The sequence below is a fragment of the Agromyces humi genome, assembly GCF_009720255.1.
Taxonomy (GTDB): domain Bacteria; phylum Actinomycetota; class Actinomycetes; order Actinomycetales; family Microbacteriaceae; genus Agromyces; species Agromyces humi.
In genome coordinates this window covers 1-19853 of the sequence record NZ_WJSP02000029.1, presented here as the reverse complement: position 1 = coordinate 19853, position 19853 = coordinate 1, and the positions used below count along the sequence as shown (strand labels likewise).

The 19853-nt window shown below is 68.2% G+C and carries 15 protein-coding genes and 1 pseudogene; 12 read left to right on the top strand and 4 right to left on the bottom strand.

Annotated features, from left to right (window positions below; translation table 11 throughout):
- From GH736_RS04975 to GH736_RS04955, 5 genes and pseudogenes are all read left to right on the top strand, one after another.
- Nucleotides 1–615: SDR family NAD(P)-dependent oxidoreductase (locus tag GH736_RS04975; protein ID WP_159600830.1), on the top strand; the 615-nt coding region annotated here is incomplete at its 5' end.
- Nucleotides 615–1472: a sugar phosphate isomerase/epimerase family protein gene (locus tag GH736_RS04970; RefSeq protein ID WP_159600828.1), complete on the top strand. Its 858-nt coding sequence runs from the start codon at nt 615–617 to the stop codon at nt 1470–1472. The genes GH736_RS04975 and GH736_RS04970, both read left to right, overlap by 1 nt.
- The gene (locus GH736_RS04965; protein ID WP_203230651.1) at nt 1469–3214 is read left to right on the top strand and encodes a family 43 glycosylhydrolase; all 1746 of its coding nucleotides are present in this window, start codon (nt 1469–1471) and stop codon (nt 3212–3214) included. The genes GH736_RS04970 and GH736_RS04965 overlap by 4 nt, the downstream gene beginning before the upstream one ends.
- Before the next feature lie 78 nt (nt 3215–3292).
- Nucleotides 3293–3556, top strand: a pseudogene (locus tag GH736_RS04960) (hypothetical protein); the annotation flags it as partial.
- 164 nt (nt 3557–3720) lie between these two features.
- Complete coding sequence (locus GH736_RS04955) at nt 3721–5223, top strand: MFS transporter (protein ID WP_159600826.1); 1503 nt, start codon at nt 3721–3723, stop codon at nt 5221–5223.
- A gap of 52 nt (nt 5224–5275) precedes the next feature.
- On the opposite strand, the gene GH736_RS04950 is transcribed toward GH736_RS04955, so the two are convergent.
- A complete protein-coding gene (locus GH736_RS04950) occupies nt 5276–6493 on the bottom strand; it encodes a helix-turn-helix transcriptional regulator (protein WP_159600824.1) in 1218 nt (405 codons plus the stop codon).
- 148 nt (nt 6494–6641) lie between these two features.
- On the opposite strand from GH736_RS04950, the gene GH736_RS04945 reads away from it, so the two are divergent.
- The 5 genes from GH736_RS04945 (at nt 6642) to GH736_RS04925 (ending at nt 13552) form a co-directional block, all read left to right on the top strand.
- Nucleotides 6642–8891 carry a glycoside hydrolase family 2 protein gene (locus GH736_RS04945; protein ID WP_159600822.1) on the top strand — a complete coding sequence of 750 codons (2250 nt, stop codon included), beginning with the start codon at nt 6642–6644 and terminating at the stop codon, nt 8889–8891.
- Entirely contained in the window at nt 8888–10285 is a 1398-nt protein-coding gene (uxaC, locus tag GH736_RS04940; protein ID WP_159600820.1) for a glucuronate isomerase, read from the top strand. Before GH736_RS04945 ends, uxaC begins: the two co-directional genes overlap by 4 nt.
- Before the next feature lie 65 nt (nt 10286–10350).
- Nucleotides 10351–11685, top strand: coding sequence for a mannitol dehydrogenase family protein (locus GH736_RS04935; protein ID WP_235933839.1), 1335 nt, complete (start codon nt 10351–10353; stop codon nt 11683–11685).
- A 47-nt stretch (nt 11686–11732) separates the two neighbouring features.
- A complete protein-coding gene (gene manD, locus GH736_RS04930; RefSeq protein ID WP_159600834.1) occupies nt 11733–12971 on the top strand; it encodes a D-mannonate dehydratase ManD in 1239 nt (412 codons plus the stop codon).
- Nucleotides 12972–12976: 5 nt separating this feature from the next.
- Nucleotides 12977–13552: a gluconokinase gene (locus GH736_RS04925; RefSeq protein WP_159600832.1), complete on the top strand. Its 576-nt coding sequence runs from the start codon at nt 12977–12979 to the stop codon at nt 13550–13552.
- A 25-nt stretch (nt 13553–13577) separates the two neighbouring features.
- Here the strand turns inward: GH736_RS04925 and GH736_RS04920 are convergent, their stop codons facing one another.
- Together GH736_RS04920 and GH736_RS04915 are read right to left on the bottom strand one after the other, a co-directional pair.
- Nucleotides 13578–13823 carry a zinc-ribbon domain-containing protein gene (locus GH736_RS04920; protein WP_159600818.1) on the bottom strand — a complete coding sequence of 82 codons (246 nt, stop codon included), beginning with the start codon at nt 13821–13823 and terminating at the stop codon, nt 13578–13580.
- A 105-nt stretch (nt 13824–13928) separates the two neighbouring features.
- The gene (locus GH736_RS04915; protein ID WP_159600817.1) at nt 13929–14213 is read right to left on the bottom strand and encodes a hypothetical protein; all 285 of its coding nucleotides are present in this window, start codon (nt 14211–14213) and stop codon (nt 13929–13931) included.
- 384 nt (nt 14214–14597) lie between these two features.
- Between GH736_RS04915 and ppk2 the strand changes: the two genes are divergently transcribed.
- The gene (gene ppk2, locus GH736_RS04910; RefSeq protein ID WP_159600816.1) at nt 14598–15425 is read left to right on the top strand and encodes a polyphosphate kinase 2; all 828 of its coding nucleotides are present in this window, start codon (nt 14598–14600) and stop codon (nt 15423–15425) included.
- A 169-nt stretch (nt 15426–15594) separates the two neighbouring features.
- Entirely contained in the window at nt 15595–17970 is a 2376-nt protein-coding gene (locus tag GH736_RS04905) for an arylsulfatase (RefSeq protein ID WP_159600815.1), read from the top strand.
- A gap of 71 nt (nt 17971–18041) precedes the next feature.
- Here the strand turns inward: GH736_RS04905 and GH736_RS04900 are convergent.
- On the bottom strand, nt 18042–19853 hold a 1812-nt coding region (locus GH736_RS04900; RefSeq protein WP_159600814.1), incomplete at its 5' end, for an alpha-galactosidase.

Here is a 19853-nt window from a genome sequence, read left to right as displayed (position 1 = left end):
GCGAGCACGCGCGCCGACGTCGCCGACGCGGCCTCGGTCGCCGCGGCCGCAGACCTCGCGGTCGCCGAACTCGGCGGTATCGACGTCTGGGTCAACAACGCCGGGATCTTCCCGAACGCGCCCGTCACGATGATGCCCGACGAGATGTGGGACGCGACGTTCGCGGTCAACGCACGAGGCGTCTTCCTCGGTTCCCGTGAAGCCGCGCGTCGCATGTCGGCCGACGGATCAGGCGGCGTCATCGTCAACATCATCTCGACGGCCGGCGTGCAGGCGGCGTTCCCGGGGATGGCCGCCTACGTGGGATCGAAGCACGCCGCGCTCGGCATGACCAAGTCGCTCGCGGTCGACCTCGCCCCGCTCGGCATTCGCGTGCTCGGCGTGGCACCGAGCTTCGTTCCGACCGAGGGCAACCTCGCGGCGGCGAAGGCCGGCGCCGAGGCGGCCGCCGCGGCCGGCATCGAGATGCCCCCGCTCGACGTGATGAACACGAGCATGATCGGCCGCATGGGCACACCCGACGACATCGCGCGCGTCGTGCTCTTCGCCGCGAGCGACCTCTCGATGATCATGACGGGAAGCACGCTCCTCGCCGACGCGGGTGAGACGGTCTGATGGACGTGTCCACCACGCCACCGATCAGCGTGCAGCTGTACACGGTGCGCCATGACTTGGCGGACCTGGATGCGACGCTCGGGCGCCTCGCGGACGCCGGCGCCCAAGCCGTCGAGCCGTTCTCGGTGTACGACCGGCCCGCCGAGCTCGGCGCCGTCGCGGCGGCGAACGGGCTCGCGATCCCGACCGCCCACGCACCGCTGCTCTCCGACACGATGAGATTCGCCGCACGAGAGGTACCGGTGCCGCCCGCTTCCGCCGCCCTCGCCGCAGCGCGGGCGCTCGGCGCCGACATCCTGATCGACCCGATGGTGGACGCGGACCGCTGGCGTACCGCCGACGACATCGCCCGGACCGCCGACCGGATGAACGCACTCGTCGAACCGGCCGCCGCCGAAGGCCTGGTGGTCGGCCACCACAACCACTCGTTCGAGTTCCATCACCGCATCGGCGACCTGACCGCGTACGAGTACTTCGTGTCGCTCCTCGACGAGCGCGTCGCGCTCGAGCTCGACGTCTACTGGGCGGCGGCCGCGGGGCAGGAAGTGCCGGCGCTCGTCGAGCGGCTCGGCTCCCGGGTCCGCGCGCTGCATCTCAAGGATGCCGCCCAGGCGGTCGATGTCTTCGCCGCCGGTGGTGACTACGACCCGGCGGCGCTCACGCAGTGCGCGCTCGGGCGGGGGCGTCTGGCGAACGACGAGGCGCTCGCGGTCGCGCCTGCAAACTGTCTTCCGGTCGTCGAGTTCGATCATGTCGATGACGCGTTCGACGCGATCGCCGCGTCGATCGCGCACCTGCGTGCGATTCGTGCATCGGAGGAGCGGCTGCCGGCTGATGCCGCGGGCCCGGCCTCGTGAACGCGCGTATCGTCTGCAACCCGCTCGACCTCGCCTACCGCTATCAAGACGTGCGCACGCCGTTCGCAGGTCGCAGCGTGCACCGCGAAGCGGCCGACCCCACGGTCGTCTTCTACCGCGGCCGGTATTTCATGTTCGCGTCGATGACCCGTGGGTTCTGGCACTCCGACGACCTCGTCGAGTGGACGTTGGTGCCGAGCGAGAAGATCCCGGCGATCGACTACGCGCCCGATGTGCGCGAAGTCGACGGTGCGCTGCTCTTCACGGCGTCACGGCGCACGACCGGCCGGTTCTTCCGCAGCGTTGACCCGCTCGCCGATGACTTCGAGGAGGTCGCTCCGAGCGACATCGCGTTCTGGGATCCCGACACGTTCCAAGACGACGACGGCCGGCTGTACCTGTACTGGGGCTGTTCCCACAGAGAACCGATCCAAGGCGTCGAGCTCGACCGTCAGACCCTGCAGCGCGTCGGCGAGCCCGTGCCGCTGATCGCCGCCGACACCGGGACTCGCGGATGGGAGCGAACCGGCGACGACTACGTGCCGGTCGTCCGCCGCGGGCTGATGGGCAAGGTCATGGACGCCTACATCGGTGACGCGCCGTTCATTGAGGGCGCGTACATGACCCGCGTCGGCGGTCGGTACCACTTGCAGTACGCCGGGCCGGGCACGCAGTTCAACACGTACGCCGATGGCACCTTCGTCGGCGACGGCCCCTTGGGCCCCTTCGTGTACGACCCGCACAGTCCGTTCTCGTCGAAGCCCGGAGGCTTCATCACGGGCGCAGGGCACGGCAGCACCTTTCAGGACCGGCACGGCAACTGGTGGCATGTCGCGACCATGCGCATCTCGGTCAACGCCGACTTCGAACGGCGGATCGGACTGTTTCCGGCTGGCTTCGACGACGAGGGCGTGCTGTTCTGCAACCAGAACTTCGCAGACTTCCCGATGCAGGTGCCCGACCGTGCGTTCGACCCGTGGGCCGAGGCATCCCCGGGCTGGATGCTGTTGTCGCACCGTGCCGCAGCGACCGCTTCGTCGTCGGCCGCCGGACACGGGCCCGAGCTCGCAACCGACGAGTCAGTGCGCACCTGGTGGGTCGCCGGCTCGGATCAACCGGGGGAGTGGCTGCAGCTCGACCTCGGCGCGGAGACGACCGTCCACGCGCTGCAGGTCAACCTTGCCGACCACGGCCTCGCATCGCGCGCACCCGAGCGCCGCGACCTCGCGAAGGCGACGTTCGGCAAGCGCGCCGTCTTCCCGGACCCGCAGCCGACCGAGGTTCGTATCGAGCTGTCGCTCGACGGCGTCGGGTGGGCGGTCGTGCACGACACGATCGGCACACGCGAGGACGCCCCGCACGCGTTCGTCGTCCTGCCCGAGGCTCGACGTGCGCGGTACATCCGGGTGACCGCGGGCGCGATGCCCTTCGGGGGTGCCTTCGCGGTGAGCGGGCTGCGCGTGTTCGGCCTCGCCGACGTGCCCCTTCCCGGTGCGGCCGACGTCGGCGGCGAGCGGCGCGATCCACGCACGGCCTCGTTGCGGTGGGAGGCCGTGCCGGGCGTCGTGGGCTACAACGTGCGGTACGGGCTCTCGCCCGACAAGCTCTACCACTCGTGGCTCGTCTACGACCGGACGGACCTCGAGGTCGGGTCGCTGAACGCGGGGCATCCGTATTGGTTCGCCGTCGACGGTTTCAATGGTGCCGGCGTCACACCCGGCGCCCTGACCCGCCTCGACTGACCCAGCCCACCTCTCTCAGCCGGCCAGGCCGTCTACGGCGCCTCCAAGGCCTCGGTCAGGCTCCCGACCGAGGCGCTCTACGCCGAGCTCCTCGACACGAACGTGCAGGTGAGCGTCGTGTTCCCGGGCGCGATCGGCACCGATATCGCGGCGAAGCTCGATTCCGCGCCACCATCGGCTCCGACGCGGCGGCGCTGGACCGGCCGCACGCCTCAATCCGCGGTTCGCGACCACCCTCATCGCCAAGCAGATGGGCGAACTCCTCCAGGTGTGACGGCCGGAGTTCCCGGTGACGCGGGCCAGAGCGCGGTCGCGTGCTCAGCGCCCGCGTTCGTCATGTGATGCTGTCTCCACGCCTGCAAGTTTCGCCGGTTCTCTTCTATGTCCGCTCGGTGACTTCTATCGGGCCGGCTGCTCGTCTTCTTACTGTTGCCTTCGGCTCATCAGGAGGCCGACGGAACGAGCCGTCGGTCGACCGAGCGGATTCTCGAAGGAGCGAACACGCAATGGCGCGTAACCCGAAGCAGACGGCCAGCGAGGCGGACGGCGTCACCTACCGTCGCGCCAAGACGTGGGAGATCGCCCTCTCCCAGATGAACAACGGCTCGGCGATGATCTTCTACGTCCTCGTCGGTCTCATGAGCTACCTGCAGAATGCCGGCTACGGCATCGCGGTCGCAGCGGCGGGGCTCATCCTCACGCTCACTCGCGTCTTCGACGGACTGATCGACCCGCTGCTCGCGCTGATCATCGAGAAGGTCAACTTCCGGTTCGGCAAGCTGCGCTTCTTCATGCTCGGTGGTTGGGCGATCCGATCCCTTGCGATCCTGCTGCTCTTCGTCTGGGCCCCCGACAGTGGGTTCGGCGCTGTGTTCTTCATCGCGATCTATGTCGTCTACATCATCGGATCCTCGATGAACGACATCGCCGGGCAGATGACCGGACCGGTGCTCACCAACGACCCTCGGCAGCGGCCGTCCGTGCAGGTGTGGGCCACCGTCTACGCGTACTTCGTGCCCGCGATCTTCTCGATCCTCTCGACGGTGGTCTTCCTGCCGCGCCACGGCAACCAGTTCACGGTCGCGATGCTGAGCGAGACCGCGCTCACCTACGTGGCCTGCTCACTGGTGTTCCAGATCCTCGCCTGCGTCGGCGTCTCCCGCATCGACAAGCCCGAGAACTTCGCTCACGTCTCGGTCGACCGCGCCAAGGCCGACGTCTCGATGCGCGACATGTGGAACCTGCTGACCAAGAACGGGCCGTTCCAGCGTTTTCTGATCAGCGGCGCGTCCGACAAGCTGGCCCAGGTGGTGAAGTCGCAGGCCGTCATCGGGACGCTCATGTGGGGCATCCTGCTCGGCAACATGCAGCTCGGCTCGGTGCTCGGCCTCATCGCGATCCTCCCGGGAATCGTGTTCGCGATCTTCGGTTCGCGCTACACCGGCAAGCATGGCTCGAAGGCCGCCACCATCACGTGGACGTGGCTCTGCCTGATCCTCGCCGTGGTCCTGACCGTGTTCTGCCTGGTGGTCGATATGGGGTCCATCCTCGGCAATCTGGGGCTCACGATCGGGTTCTTCCTCGTGTACCTGCTGCTGAACGGCGCGTCCATGGTGGTCACCGTCGCGGCGGGCGCCATGCGGGCCGACGTCATCGACTACGAGCTCGACCGCTCAGGAAAGTTCCTGCCGGCCACCGTCACGGCGACGTACAACATCGTCGACCAGATCATCTCGTCGCTCGGGGCGGCGCTCGCCCTCGGTGCCGTCGCGCTCATCGGGTTCACGACGGTGATGCCCCAGCCCACCGATAGCCCGTCAACGGCGATCCTGCTGATGAGCCTCGCGTTGTTCTTCGGCCTGCCGATCCTCGGCTGGGCGATCTCGCTGATCGCCATGCGCGGCTACAAGCTCGACCGAACCGAGATGATCGAGGTGCAGAAGCGCGTCGCCGTGAAGAAGGAAGCGCTGCAGGTGGCGGACATGGAAACCGAGGGCGCGCTCGCCTGACGAGCGCCGATCTCGAGGGCCGCGGATCGCAGGTCCGCGGCCCTCGTGCGCGTCAGGCCGTGTGAGCCTCGCGATACGCGGTCGGCGTCATGCCGTGCGCCTCCCGGAACACCTTCACGAAGTAGTTCGCGTCGTCGTAGCCGACGAACAGCGCGATATCACGCACGCTCTGCGTCGTCGTGGCGAGCAGTCGGGCCGCGCGCTCGGCGCGTTGCTGGGCTGTGTACGCGACGATGGTCTTGCCGGTCGCCGACTTGAAGCGGCGCGCGAGCGTGGAGGCGGACACCCCGAACCGGTCCGCGAGCTCGGTCGTCGAGACCTGGCTGCTGAGATGGAGGTCGATCTCGTCGGCGACGCGACGCACCAGCGGCGGGTACTCGCGCTGGTGGTGACGTCGGACGTACCGGCAGAATTCCGTGACCATCTGCGCGGTGAACGAGGCGGAACGTCTGGGGTCGGAAGAATGGCCGATGCGGTGCAGCCGTTGCGCATACTCCTGTGAGATCGCGTCGACGGTGACCGGCGGCAGCCCGCCGCGCTGCGCCGCGACCCGGGCCATGATCCGCAAGATGGTGGTGCCGAGGAACGGCGTGTTCAGGTAGCTGATCGTCTGCGGCATCCGTCCCATGCGGTGCAATGCGGAGAGCGCTCGTTCGGATGAGCCCTCCTCGACCGCGTCCATGAACTCGCGTTCGAGTCGGTACCGCTCTTCGATCACCGTGAATGCGGCAGACTGCAGAGCGTCCCGGACCCCGGGGGCGATCGTGCCGCCTTCGGCCTCGACCTCGCGAAGGCTGCCGAGCGCGTCCTCGCCGCCACCTGCGCGAAGCAGACTGGCAGCTCCGCGGTACACGTACTCGGCATCGACGATCGGGTACCTGGTGCGGTAGTGCTTGTAGATCGGGAGGTGGGCACTGGGGATGCCCAACCGGCTCAGGGCCTCCTCGGCGACACCCGGATGCATGGGCTCGTGGGTGTACGGGCCGATGACGAGCAGGCGGTCGTCCCAGCGGACGAGTGCGATCGCCATCCCGAGCGGCTCACGGATCTCATGCACGACCTGCCGGTCCATGTCGCGCACGAACCCACGGAGCACCGACGCGGTGAAGGCAGGTTGGATGCGCGGGTCGAGGCAGTGCGCCGACTCGAACGCGTCGAGTGCCGGTGCGATGTCGGTCGTGAGCTCGATCGGGCAGCTCAGGACCTCGGCCACCGCCGCCGCGATGGGCTCGACTGCATCCTGCGGATGTACGTGCGACGTCGTCATCATCGAGGTGCCTCGGTTCGTGTGACCTGCAGAGCGTGCCGAATCAGTTCTGATCGTGCGTGATCAGTTCTATCATGCGTCGTTGCGTGGTTCGTATCGTGGTGGAGCCCAGCCGGCGTGCGCCGGTGAACTCTCGTCGAAGGAGACTCCCATGACGCAGCCAGCTGCCACCGACGTCCGCCGGGCCACGGCGATCCACGAGGGGTGGGCGTTCTCGCCCGTCGAACTGCCAGTGGGGTCGAGTTGGGACGAGATTGCAGCTGCGGGTGAGCAGGTCGTGCTGCCGCACACCTGGAACGCGGTCGACGGACAGGCCGGCGGCGAGTACCGTCGCGGTCGCTCGACGTATGCACGGGTGATCGAGGCAGACGGGTCCGATGTCGAGACCTGGGTCGAGTTCGCGGGGGTGAACTCGTCGGCTGAGGTGTACCTGGACGGACGTCTCCTCACGACGCACGATGGCGGCTACTCGACCTTCCGCGTGAACCTGACGGATGGGCTCGCGGACGGGTCGGGAACGCTCGTCGTGATCGTGGACAACGCCAAAAACGAGCGGGTGTACCCGCAGCAGGCCGACTTCACCTTCTACGGCGGCGTCTACCGCGAGGTGCGCCAGATCACCGTCGGGCGCGAACACTTCGACCTGGCCGACAACGGCGGACCCGGCCTGATGGTCACCCCGAACCTCGACGGTGACCGCGCCGAGGTCGCGCTCAGTGCGGCGGCGGTCACGACCTCCGGCGGATCTGCGACCGGCGTGCGCTTCGCCATCGACGGCGAAGCGACCGTGACCGTGCCTCTCGTCGACGGCGAGGCGAACGCCGAGCTCACGATCGAGCAGGTGCACCGTTGGCACGGGCTGCGCGACCCGCACCTCTACACGGCCCGAGCCGAACTCCTTGCCGGCGACGTGGTGCTCGATGTCGTGGAGCTTCGGTTCGGCTGCCGCGAGTTCGCGGTCGACCCGCAGCGCGGCTTCCTGCTGAACGGCGAGGAGTACCCGCTTCGCGGAGTGTCGCGCCATCAGGACTTCGAGGGGGTCGGCAACGCGATCACGGAAGAGATCAGGCAGCAGGATCTCGCGCTGATTCGAGAGCTCGGTGCCACGACCGTGCGGCTCGCCCACTACCAGCACGACCAGCGGTTCTACGACCTCTGCGACGAGGCTGGTCTCGTGGTGTGGGCGGAGATCCCGCAGATCACCGTATTCCTCCCCGGAGCGACCGACAACGCTCGCGACCAGCTCACCGAGCTGATCGTGCAGAACCACCACCACGCGAGCATCATCTCGTGGGGCTTGTCGAACGAGATCACCCTCGCCGGATCGGGCGAGGACGTGCTCGCCGCCCACCGCGAGTTGAACGATCTCGCTCACGAGCTCGATCCGACCCGCCTGACCGCGATGGCGAACCTGTTCCTCCTCGAGACCGACCATCCGTTGGTCGGTCTGCCCGACGTCATGTCGTACAACCTCTACTTCGGTTGGTACGTGGGCGAGGTCGCCGACAACGACACCTGGCTCGACGACTTCCACGCGGCATACCCCGAGATCGCGATCGGGCTCGCCGAGTACGGGGCGGATGCGAACGCGCAGTTCCAGTCGGCCGCTCCCGAGAAGGGCGACTACACCGAGGGCTACCAGGCGTTGTACCACGAGCACATGGTCGGCATGATCGAGGCGCGGCCGTGGCTGTGGGCAACGCATGTGTGGAACCTTGCGGACTTCGGGTCCGCCGGTCGTGACGAGGGCGGCGCAGCGGGCCGCAACCAGAAGGGGCTCGTCTCGTTCGACCGATCGCTGAAGAAGGACGCCTTCTACGTGTACAAGGCGGCGTGGTCGAGCGAGCCGTTCGTGCATGTCGCGGGTCGTCGTCGCGCCGAACGGGCGGAGGATGTCACCGAGGTGATCGTGTACTCGAACCAGGAGCGGGTCGTGCTGTCGGTCGACGGCGTCGAGGTGGGCGCGGTCGAGGGGCGTCGGACCTTCCGCTTCCACGTCCCGCTGACCGGCGAGCACGAGATCACCGCCCGCTCCGGCGATCTCACCGACACCATCGTGCTCCGCCGGGTGGACGAGGTTCCTGCGGCGAGTGTGATGCCCACGACGTCCATCGCGAACTGGTTCGACGACGCCCAGCTGCCGAGCCCGGCCGGGTACTTCTCCGTTCGCGACTCGCTCGGCGAGATCAAGCAGTCCGAGGACGGTGCCCGCGTGATCGCCTCCGTCCTCGAAGCCGTATCGACGAGCCGGGGTGAGGTCGGTCAGGGCGTCGAGATCCCGCCGGCCATGCAGGCCATCGTCGACCGGATGAGCGTGGAGAAGCTCATCAAGCAGGCCGGTGGCGTGTCCACCGAGCACGTCGCCGCGTTGAACGCCCAGCTCAACCTCATCGCCAAATGACATCGCCGTCCCGAAATCCCGCCAGGTTGCTGCCGGTCGACCCGACGACGCGTGCGGTCGCGCTCGAGCTGTACGAGCGCGTGGCGGGGAGCCCGATCATCTCGCCGCACGGGCATGTGCCGCCGTCGCTGCTGCTCGACGATGAGCCGTATGCGGATCCGGTGGCGTTGCTGGTCACGGGTGACCACTACGTGACCCGCCTCCTGCACGCCGCAGGGGTCGACCTCGCCGACCTGGTCGTGGACGAGGCTGCCGGGCGCGATGCTCGCACGGTGTGGCGCACGCTCGCGGCGCACTGGCACCGGTTCGCGGGTACGGCGTCGGGGTACTGGATCGAGGAGGAGCTCGATGGGGTCTTCGGTATCACGACCCCGCTCGGCCCGGACACGGCGAATGCGATCTACGACGAGATCACCGCGGCGCTGGTGCGTCCGGAGTTCCGGCCGCGCGCACTGTTCGAGCGATTCGGCATCGAATTCCTCGCGACCACCGACGACCCGCTCGACGACCTGTCCGAGCACGCCGCACTCGCGGCATCCGGCCTCCCCGGGCGGGTGGTTCCGACGTTCCGACCGGACCGGTATCTCGATCCCGATGCGGTCGGGTTCGCGGGCAACCTCGAACGGCTGCTCGCCTCGACGGGACAGCCCGGGGACTTCGCCGGGTACCTCGGCGGGCTCGAAGACCGTCGCGCGCACTTCATCCGGCATGGGGCGGTCTCGACGGATCACGGGGTCGAGGAGTTGTTCACGGTCGACCTCGACCCTGCAGAGGGTGAGCGGCTTTTCCAAGCAGTGGTCGCCGGTAAGGCGAGTGCGGGGGAGCGGCGCGCGTTCCGCGGGCACATGCTCGTGCAGATGGCGCGCATGAGCGTCGACGACGGGCTCGTGATGACGATCCACCCGGGCGTACTGCGCAACCACTCGACCGCCACGCTCGCCCGGTTCGGACCGGACACCGGCCACGACATTCCGGTCGCGACCGAGTTCACCCGCGGCATAGGACCGCTGCTGGAAAAGTACGGCCTCGAGCCCGACTTCCACCTCGTGCTGTTCGCGGTCGACGAGACCGCATACTCGCGCGAGCTCGCGCCGCTCGCGGGGTTCTACCCGAGCGTCTACCTCGGTGCGCCGTGGTGGTTCCTCGACGCTCCCGACGCGATCGCCCGCCATCGTGCCGCCGTGACCGAGACCGCCGGCTTCTACCGCAGTAGCGGGTTCATCGACGACACGCGTGCCTTCCTGTCGATCCCGGCCCGCCACGACACGGCCCGCCGCGTTGACGCAGGCTTCCTCGCACGACTCGTCGTCGAAGGCCGGGTGCGGATGGGTGCCGCGGAGCGGATCATCGACGACCTGGTCGACGCCATCCCCCGAGAGGCCTTCAAGCTGTGACCGCCACTACCGACGTCCGCCTGTCGCGTGCTGCGACAGGGGCCCCGACTCCGCCGGAGCGGATCGTGCACCTGGGCCTCGGCGCGTTCCACCGCGCGCACCAGGCCTGGTATACGGCGCACGCGGCCGATGCCGCCGAGTGGGGGATCGCCGCGTTCACCGGTCGCAGCCGCGACCTCGTCGACCGCCTCGGCCCGCAGGACGGCCTGTACACACTCGTCGAGCGCGCCGCGGACGGCGACCGGTTCGAGCTGATTCCATCGATCGTGCGCATCGAAGCCGGCGACGACGTGCCCGCGTTCGTCACGGCCGTCGCCGACCCCCAGGTCGCGATCCTGACGCTCACGATCACCGAGGCCGGCTACCGGCTCTCCGCCGACGGTACTCCGGACCTCGAGGATGAGGCCCTGGCATCCGATGTCGAACTGCTTCGGAACGCGTTCACGCGCGACGCCCCTGGCGACACGACAGAGGCCGTCCGGCCCGCGACCGCGCTCGGCCGGGTTCTGCTGGCCCTCGACGCCAGGCGTCTCGCCGGCGCGGGCCCGATCGCGCTCGTGCCCTGCGACAACCTGCCCGACAACGGCGGACTCCTGCGGCGCGCGCTGGCCGACCTCGCCGGCCGGACATCGCCCGACCTCGCCGTGTGGTTGAGGGCGTCGGTCTCGGTCGTCTCGACGTCGGTCGACCGCATCACGCCCGCGATCGACGCCGAAGCCGAGTCGCACGCCGTCCTCGGGGCCACCGGATGGCTCGACGCAGCCCCGGTCGTGACCGAGCCGTTCTCCGACTGGGTGCTCGAGGGCGACTTCCCGGCCGGCCGCCCGGACTGGGAATCCGCGGGTGCCAGGTTCGTCGACGAGATCGCCCCGTGGGAGAACCGCAAGCTCTGGATGCTGAACGGCGCCCACACCGTTCTCGCCACCTTCGGCCAGACCCGCGGCCACACCGTCGTCTCGGCCGCGATCGAGGATCCGGTCTGCAGCGACCTCGTCGAAGCGCTCTGGGACGACGATGCCCGGCAGCTGCCCGGGTTCGACCTCGCCGACTACCGGGCCGCGCTCCTCGAACGCTTCCGCAACCCCCGCATCGAGCACCGTCTCGCGCAGATCGCGCAGGACTCGACCACCAAGATGCGATTGCGCATCGTGCCCGTCGCGCTCGGCCAACTCGCGTCCGGGCACCACGCGCCCGGTTGCGCCGCCGCGATCGCCGCGTGGATGGTCGGCGTGCGCGCCGGCTGGGCACCAGTCCCGGACGGCATCGACCAGCCCGAGATCGCCGACCTCGATGCATCCGCCCGGCACACCCTGCTCGCCGCCTTGAATGCACGCCTCGCGGATGACGCCGGCTTCGCCGCACACGTCGCCGACGCGGTCACCGCGCTTGAGACCGCCTGACCCCAAGAACCCGCTCACCCCACGATCCACGGAGCAACACCATGAGCATGATCATCGACAGGGCTGACGTCATCGTCACCAGCCCCGACCGCAACTTCGTCACCCTCAAGTTGACGACGTCCGACGGCCTCACCGGCCTCGGCGATGCGACGTTGAACGGGCGCGAGCTCGCGGTCGTCGCCTACCTGACCGAGCACGTCGTGCCCCTGCTCATCGGAGTGGATGCAGCGAAGATCGAGGACACCTGGCAGTTCCTCTACCGTTCGGCGTACTGGCGGCGCGGACCGGTCACCATGGCGGCGATCGCCGCGGTCGACATGGCCCTGTGGGACATCAAGGGCAAGGCTGCGGGAATGCCGGTGTACCAACTGCTCGGTGGCGCCTCGAGGGCCGGGCTGATGGCGTACGGGCACGCGTCTGGCAAGGAACTCCCCGAACTGTTCGACTCCATCCGCTCCCATCAGGAGCAGGGCTATCGCGCGATCCGCGTGCAAACGGGCGTGCCGACGCTGAAGGCGATCTATGGCATCGCTGCGCAAGGCGCCGACGTCGGCGACGCATCCGTGCGATACGACCATGAGCCGGCACGCCGCGGAGCCAAGCCGGTCGAGGAGGACTGGGATACGCGCGCCTACCTGAACCACGTGCCCGGCGTGTTCGAAGCCGTCCGCAACGAGTTCGGTCCGGACATCCCGCTGCTCCACGACGGGCATCACCGCATGACGCCGATCCAGGCCGCCCGCCTCGGAAAGGACCTCGAGCCGTACGACCTGTTCTGGCTCGAGGACTGCACCCCGGCCGAGAACCAGGAGGCCCTGCGCCTCGTACGCCAGCACACCACCACACCTCTCGCGATCGGCGAGATCTTCAATACGGTATGGGACTTCAAGGACATCATCCGCGACCAGCTCATCGATTACGTGCGCGGCGCGGTCACGCACATGGGTGGCATCAGCCCGCTGAAGAAGACGCTCGACTACGCGGCGATGTACCAGATCAAGTCCGGCATGCATGGCCCGACCGATATCTCACCGGTCGGCATGGCCGCCGCGATGCACCTCGGACTTTCGATCCACAACTTCGGCATCCAGGAGTACATGCGGCACGGCTCGAAGACCGACCAGGTGTTCGAACAGTCCTTCACCTGGACCGACGGCTATCTTCACCCTGGCGACCAGCCCGGCCTCGGTGTCGAACTGAACGTCGACGAAGCTGGGAAGTACCCGTACGAGCGGGCCTACCTGCCCTACAACCGGTTGCTCGACGGCACCATCCACGACTGGTGAGATCCATGGACGCCGCGGTCGGCACCGCCTCGCCGACCGCGGTGGTCGTGATGGGGGTGGCGGGGGCCGGGAAATCGACGCTCGCCGCAGCCCTCGCAGAACGTCTCGACGCCGTGTTCGTCGAGGCCGACGACCTGCACTCGACCGAAGCCATGGCGCAGATGTCTGCAGGTGAGCCCCTCACCGACGAAGACCGCTGGCCCTGGCTCGCGCGCGTCGCTGCCCGCGCACGCGACGAGCACGCCGACGGACGCCCGGTGGTCGTCTCCTGCTCTGCACTCAAACGGTCATACCGCGAGTTCCTCAACCGCGTCAGTGAGACCGAACTCGTGTTCGTGCACGTGCATGGTTCGGAGGCTCAGCTCGCCGAGCGCATCAGGCAGCGAACCGGCCACTTCCTGCCTGCATCCATGCTCGCCTCGCAGTTGGCAACGCTCGAACCGCTCGGCTCCGACGAGCACGGCATCGTCGTGCCGCTCGAGCGTTCCACGATCGAAGCATGCGAGCTCGTGCTCCGCTCCTTGCTCGATCAACCCCGACGGAACCCTGCGCTGTGGCGCGCGTCGCAGCGGATCGTGTGAAGGACGGCGACGGCGCCTCGACACGTCAGTGCGACGCGCTCCACTGCAGGGAGTGCCGTGCCTGAGCAGCAGTCAGCGCGACTTCCGCGCCGCAGTTCGTGCACTGGTTCCGATACCGAGTCCCGAATGAGAACAACGGAATGAAGAACACCGTGAACCGCGTCGACGACGTGATCACTTCCTGCCTGGCGTCGGCGCCGCAGAAAGTGCAGAGGAACGACACGACGTTGGTGACCTTCTCTGAGAGGTCGGTGCCGAAGATGAGGAACACGGCTGGTCACTTCCGTTCGGGGGGTGAATGTGGCGAAGGCCCCCTGCAGTGGCAGGAGGCCTTCGCGCCGACGCGATACAGGTCGAACCCGTCGGCGAGAGAAGATCAGCGACGGTCGCCGCGGTCGTCACGGTCGTCGCGGTCGTAGAACTCCCGGCTGCCGGCCTTGGCGAGGCCGCGGCTGATCATGTAGCCGATCGTGAGCAGGGTGGCGAAGAACCAGACCTGCTCGGCTCCGAATCCCTGACCGTCTTCGTTGCTGTCCACGACAGCCGATGCGATGAACAGGCCGACGAGGATGACGACGTACGCGATGAACTCGGTGGTCTTGAAGGCGGCCTTGGTCTCGGTCGAGAGCCGGGTGACGCCGTTGCGGGTGGTGGTGGTCATGAGTTATTCGTCCTTGGTACTGCGTAAGTGGTGCTCGTAGAGTGCGGAATGCACCGAGGGCCATGTAAGCAGTCCGGTTCGGATTCGACGAACTTGCTGAGACCCCTTGCTTACGGGCGTGAGCAGCAGGAGAGCTTCCGTCGTTCTCGCCGCGACTCCACGGAATACCAGCGTGGTCGGCAGTGTCACGGCATCGCCGGTGAACGGAGGCCGTCCCGTTGGGGGACCGCCCGGGCGGCGGGCATGTTCACAGGCTACGGGCCTAGCCTTCGCCTAGCCTCATTCGACCCGAACTGCAACGTGACCAGCGGATTCCGTATGTTGCATCGGCTCGGCGGTGCCCCACATCCTGGTGGCCAATTGAGGGCAGCGTAGGGAATCGCAATGCCGAAGAAGAGTGCGAAGAAGTCGTCCGTCAAGCGCGTGCAGAAGGACCTGTACGAGGCGGAACTGCAACGCCTGCAGATCGAGCTCGTGGAAATGCAGCAATGGGTCACTTCGACGGGGGCTCGGGTTCTCGTGATCTTCGAAGGGCGGGATGCTGCCGGCAAGGGCGGTGCGATCAAACGGGTGATGCAGTACTTGAATCCGCGGCATGCTCGGGTCGTCGCGCTCTCGCAGCCGTCTGACCGGGAGCAAGGGCAGTGGTACTACCAGCGGTACATCGAACGATTGCCGACCGCGGGCGAGATCGTACTGATGGATCGGTCCTGGTACAACCGCGCCGGAGTCGAGCGCGTGATGGGGTATTCGACCGACGAGGAGTACCGACGCTTCCTTCGCCAGACACCCATTTTCGAGCGGCTGCTCATCGACGACGGGCTCATCCTGATCAAGTACTGGTTCTCAGTGTCCGATGAGGTGCAGCAGGAGCGATTCGCCTCGCGCCTGAAGGACCCGATGCGTCGATGGAAGCTCTCGCCTACCGACCTCGAGTCGATTCACCGTTGGGAGGACTACTCCCGTGCGAAGGACGCCATGTTCGCCGCCACCGACATCGAAGAGGCACCGTGGTGGACCATCGAGAGCGACGACAAGCGCGCGTCGCGGCTGAACACGATCAGCCATCTCCTGAGCAGCGTCCCGTACGACCGCCTGAGTCCTGACGCGATTTCGATTCCGGACCGACCGGCGGGTACCGACTACCAACGGCCGCCACGCGAGCTGTTCCGCTACGTGCCGGACATCGCGAGCCGCCTGGCCACGAAATGAGGGGAGACGCCGTCTGATCCGGAGCACCGACCGACGAGGAGTGAACTCCGCGGCATCGCATGGTGGGATCACTCGATTCGCGTGATGCTCGCGGTGAGGGGGTCCAGTACCGTGCCATGACGAGGGCAGGTCCGGGGGTGGACCCGACCTGGGTCGAGAGGGGAACGACATGACTGATGCCGACCGGGTCTCCGTGATCGGATCGCCGCTTCCGCCGGCGCGGATGCTGCCGTTCCCGCCGAAGTCGTCGGGCAGCATCGCGGGTCGGACCATCCAGGAATCGACGTATGCGCCGAAGCCCCCCGAGCGGCACCTTCCAGCCGATGCCCCCAATGTCCTGATCATCCTGATCGATGACGCCGGGCCTGCGCTGCCCAGCACCCTCGGCGGCGTGGTGCAGACGCCGACGCTTGATCGGGTCCGGTCGAATGGCATCGGGTACAACCGCTTCCACACGACGGCGATGTGCTCGCCCACCCGCGCTTCGCTGCTCACCGGTCGCAACCACCACCGCGTGGGAAACGGTCAGATCGCCGAGTTGGCGAACGACTGGGACGGCTACTCGGGACACATCCCGAAGAGCAGCGCGACGATGGCCGAGGTCCTTCGCAACTACGGGTACGCCACCGGTGCATGGGGCAAGTGGCACAACACTCCCGCCGAGGAGACCACGAAGGCCGGGCCGTTCGACCGATGGCCGACGGGGTACGGGTTCGAGTACTTCTACGGATTCCTCGCCGGTGAGGCATCGCAGTACGAACCGAACCTCGTGCGGAACACGACCTCGGTGCTGCCGCCGAAGTCGCCTGAGGAGGGGTACCACCTCAGCGAGGACATTGCCGACGACGCGATGGGCTGGCTGCGCGATCACAAGGCGGTCGCACCCGACCAGCCCTTCTTCATGTACTGGGCGACCGGTGCGATCCACGGCCCGCACCACATCATGAAGGAGTGGGCCGACAAGTACGCCGGGAAGTTCGACGACGGCTGGGACGCCTACCGCGAGCGCGCGCACGCGGGCGCCAAGGCGGCCGGCTGGATCCCTCAGGATGCGGAACTCACCCCGCGTCATGAGAGCCTCACCGCTTGGGACGATATCCCCGATGACCAGAAGCCGTTCCAGCGCCGCCTCATGGAGGTCTGCGCGGGGTTCGGCGAACACGCCGATGCGCAAGCCGGACGACTGATCGACGAGCTCGAACGCCTCGGCTACGGCGACAACACGATCATCATGTACATCTGGGGCGACAACGGATCCTCCGGCGAGGGGCAGAACGGCACGATCAGCGAATTGCTGGCCCAGAACGGCATCCCCAGCACGGTCGAGCAGCACATCGCCGCCCTCGAAGAACTCGGTGGCCTCGACGCGCTCGGCACGCCCGCCACCGACAACCAGTACCACGCAGCGTGGGCGTGGGCCGGCTCGACGCCGTACCAGGGCATGAAGCTGCTCGCATCCCACCTGGGTGGCACGCGGAATCCGATGTTCGTGCAGTGGCCCGGCCACATCGAACCCGAGCGGGAGCCGCGTACCCAGTTCCACCACGTCGTGGACATCGCACCCACGATCTATGAGATCGTCGGCATCTCGCACCCCGACGAGGTCAACGGCATCCCGCAGGACCCCATCGACGGGGTCAGTCTCGCGTATTCCATCGATGACGCGCAGGCCGAGGGGCGCCGTCGGACCCAGTACTTCGAGATCATGGGCAGCCGGGCCATCTACTCCGACGGGTGGATGGCGTCCGCGATGGGGCCGCGACTCCCGTGGGTACCCGGGGTCCCGCCGGGCATCCGCACCTGGACACCCGATCAGGACGTGTGGGAGCTGTACGATCTCGACCACGACTGGAGCCAGGCGCATGACGTCGCAGCCGAGCATCCCGAGAAGCTCGCCGAGTTGAAGGAACTGTTCGCCATCGAGGCGGCGAAGAACGACGCGCTGCCGATCGGCGGCGGGCTCTGGGTTCCGGTGATGCACCCCGAGGACCGCATCAGCACGCCATACACGGAGTGGGAGTTGAGCGGCGACACGGTCCGCATCCCCGAGTTCAGCGCCCCGGCACTCGGCAACCGACCGAACACCGTCACCATCCAGGTGAACCTGCCTGAACGGGCGAACGGGGTCCTGTACAAGCTCGGTGGCGCGGGCGGCGGCCTCACCGCGTACCTGGTCGACGGGGTCCTCACCTACGAGTACAACCTCTTCCTCATCCAGCGCACCATCATCACCTCCACGGACCCGATCGGGGCGGGCGATGTCACCATCGAGATCGAGACGCAGTACGTCGAGCCGCGACCCGCGGGCCCGCTGCAGGTGGATCTCCGTGTCGACGGCGCCGACGTCGGCTCCGGGGTGGTGCCCGTGAGCGCGCCCCTGCTCTTCACCGCGAACGACTGCCTCGACGTCGGGCGAGCATACGGCGGCGCAGTCTCCCGCGCCTATGCCGACCGCCTGCCCTTCGCGCTCGAAGGACGCATCGACCGGTTCCACGTCGGGTACGCGGCGCCCACGGCCGCGGGGTCGGCGAACTCCGCTCACTGACCGACGGGTGGCGTGGTCCACCGACGTCGATCACTCGATCGCGCACGCAGATCCAACGCGTCTTCCGGGCCTCACACCGCCGTGAGCTCGAACAGCACCGCGTTCTCAGGTGCGAGCAGCGGCACGGCGAGGCCCGCCTCCGCCAACACTTGCCCGGAGAGCTCGATCGTTCCCGCCTGGAGCCACGGGGGAGCGGCATCCTGCACGGTGCGCGGCGCCGGGCCGAGCTCGAGGCGACGCACCTGGTAGACGCGGTCGACGTCGAGTCCCGGCATCCGAATCGCCGGGGCCAGGGCCGCACGTGCGGTGCCGAGCATCGCCACCGAGATGACCGCGTGCGCCCGGTCGGCGGAGACGACGCCGTGCACCACCTGGGCAGGATCCTCGGAATCGGCCCGCACGACCGTGCCGGTGTGCAGCAGGGGCCGGAGCCGCCGGTACTCGCGTGCCCAGGCAGCGACGTGATCGAGCTCGGCGTCGCTCGCCTCGGCGAGGTTCCACTCGATGCCCGCGCTGCCGAAGAGCGCAGTCGCGAACCGGAAGGAGAGCTCGGACCGTCGCCCGGTCGTGTGCGCACGGGCGGCTCCGAGGTGCGCGCCGAGGTACTCGGGCGGGACGACGAGGCTCGTGTACCGGTGGATGCCCTGCCGCTCGAGCGGGTCGTTGGTGTCGCTCGGCCACACCCGATCGGTGCGCTCGAGGATGCCCAGGTCGATGCGCGCGCCGCCCGAGGCGCACGACTCGATCTCCACGCCCGGATGCGCGGCGCGGAGCCGGTCGATGAGCGCGTAGGCGGCGAGGGTCTGCGCGTGGGCCGATCCGCCGAGCAGGTCGCGGTTGTGGTCCCATTTGAGATAGGCGATGTCGTGCTTCGAGAGCAGTTCGTCGAGGCGCGCGAAGACGTGGTCGGCAGCGCCGGACGCGGTGAGGTCGAGCACGTGCTGGTGGCGCCACGCGAGGTCGCCCGGCCGGCCGAGCACCCACTCGGGATGCCTTCGAGCGAGGTCGGAGTCGAGGTTCACCATCTCGGGTTCGACCCACAGGCCGAATTCCATGCCCGTCTCGTGCACGCGGGCAATGAGCGGGCCGAGGCCGTCGGGCCAGTTGCGGGAGTCCACGGTCCAGTCGCCGAGCGCACGGCGATCGTCGCGTCGGCCGTGAAACCAGCCGTCGTCGAGCACGAACCGCTCGACACCCACTCGGGCAGCGGCGTCGATGAGCGGCTCCAGTCGTTCGAGAGACTGGTCGAAGTAGACGGCCTCCCAGGTGTTGAGCACGAGCGGCCGATCTCGCCGGATGGTCGCCCACGACCTGATCCACGGATGCAGCCGGTCGGAGATGCCGTCGAGCCCGGCGTTCGAGTACACCGCGACGACCCACGGCGACGTGTAGGCGGCCCCGGCGGGGAGAGTGAGCTCGCCGGGCGCGAGGAGCTCGCCGCCGCCGAGCGTTGCGGGGCCGAGTGCGGTCTGCTCGACCCACGCCTCGGTGTCGCCGCTCCAGGCGACGTGGGTCGCCCACACCTCGCCGCTGCGGAATCCGAAGCCCGTGGTGCCGGTCGCGAGGAGGAACGCGTCGTCGTGGCCACCTCGGCCGTGGCGTCCCTCGCGGCTGTGGACCCCGTGCTCGAGGGTTCGGCGGATCGGCCGGCGTTCCCGGCTCCACAAGCCGCTGAAGTCGAGGAGCTCGTTCGCGCGCACGGGCACGGGGAGCACCACGGCCACGCGACCGATGCCGAGCGGGCCGTTGCCGCGGTTCTCGACGCGGTGCCGCACCCGGAGGACGCCGGTGTCGGTGAGCTCGAGCTCGGTGACGACGGCGACGGATGCCGCGGCGTCGACGAGCTCCCAGGTGACCGTCGATGGTGGGTCGGCGTTGCGGCG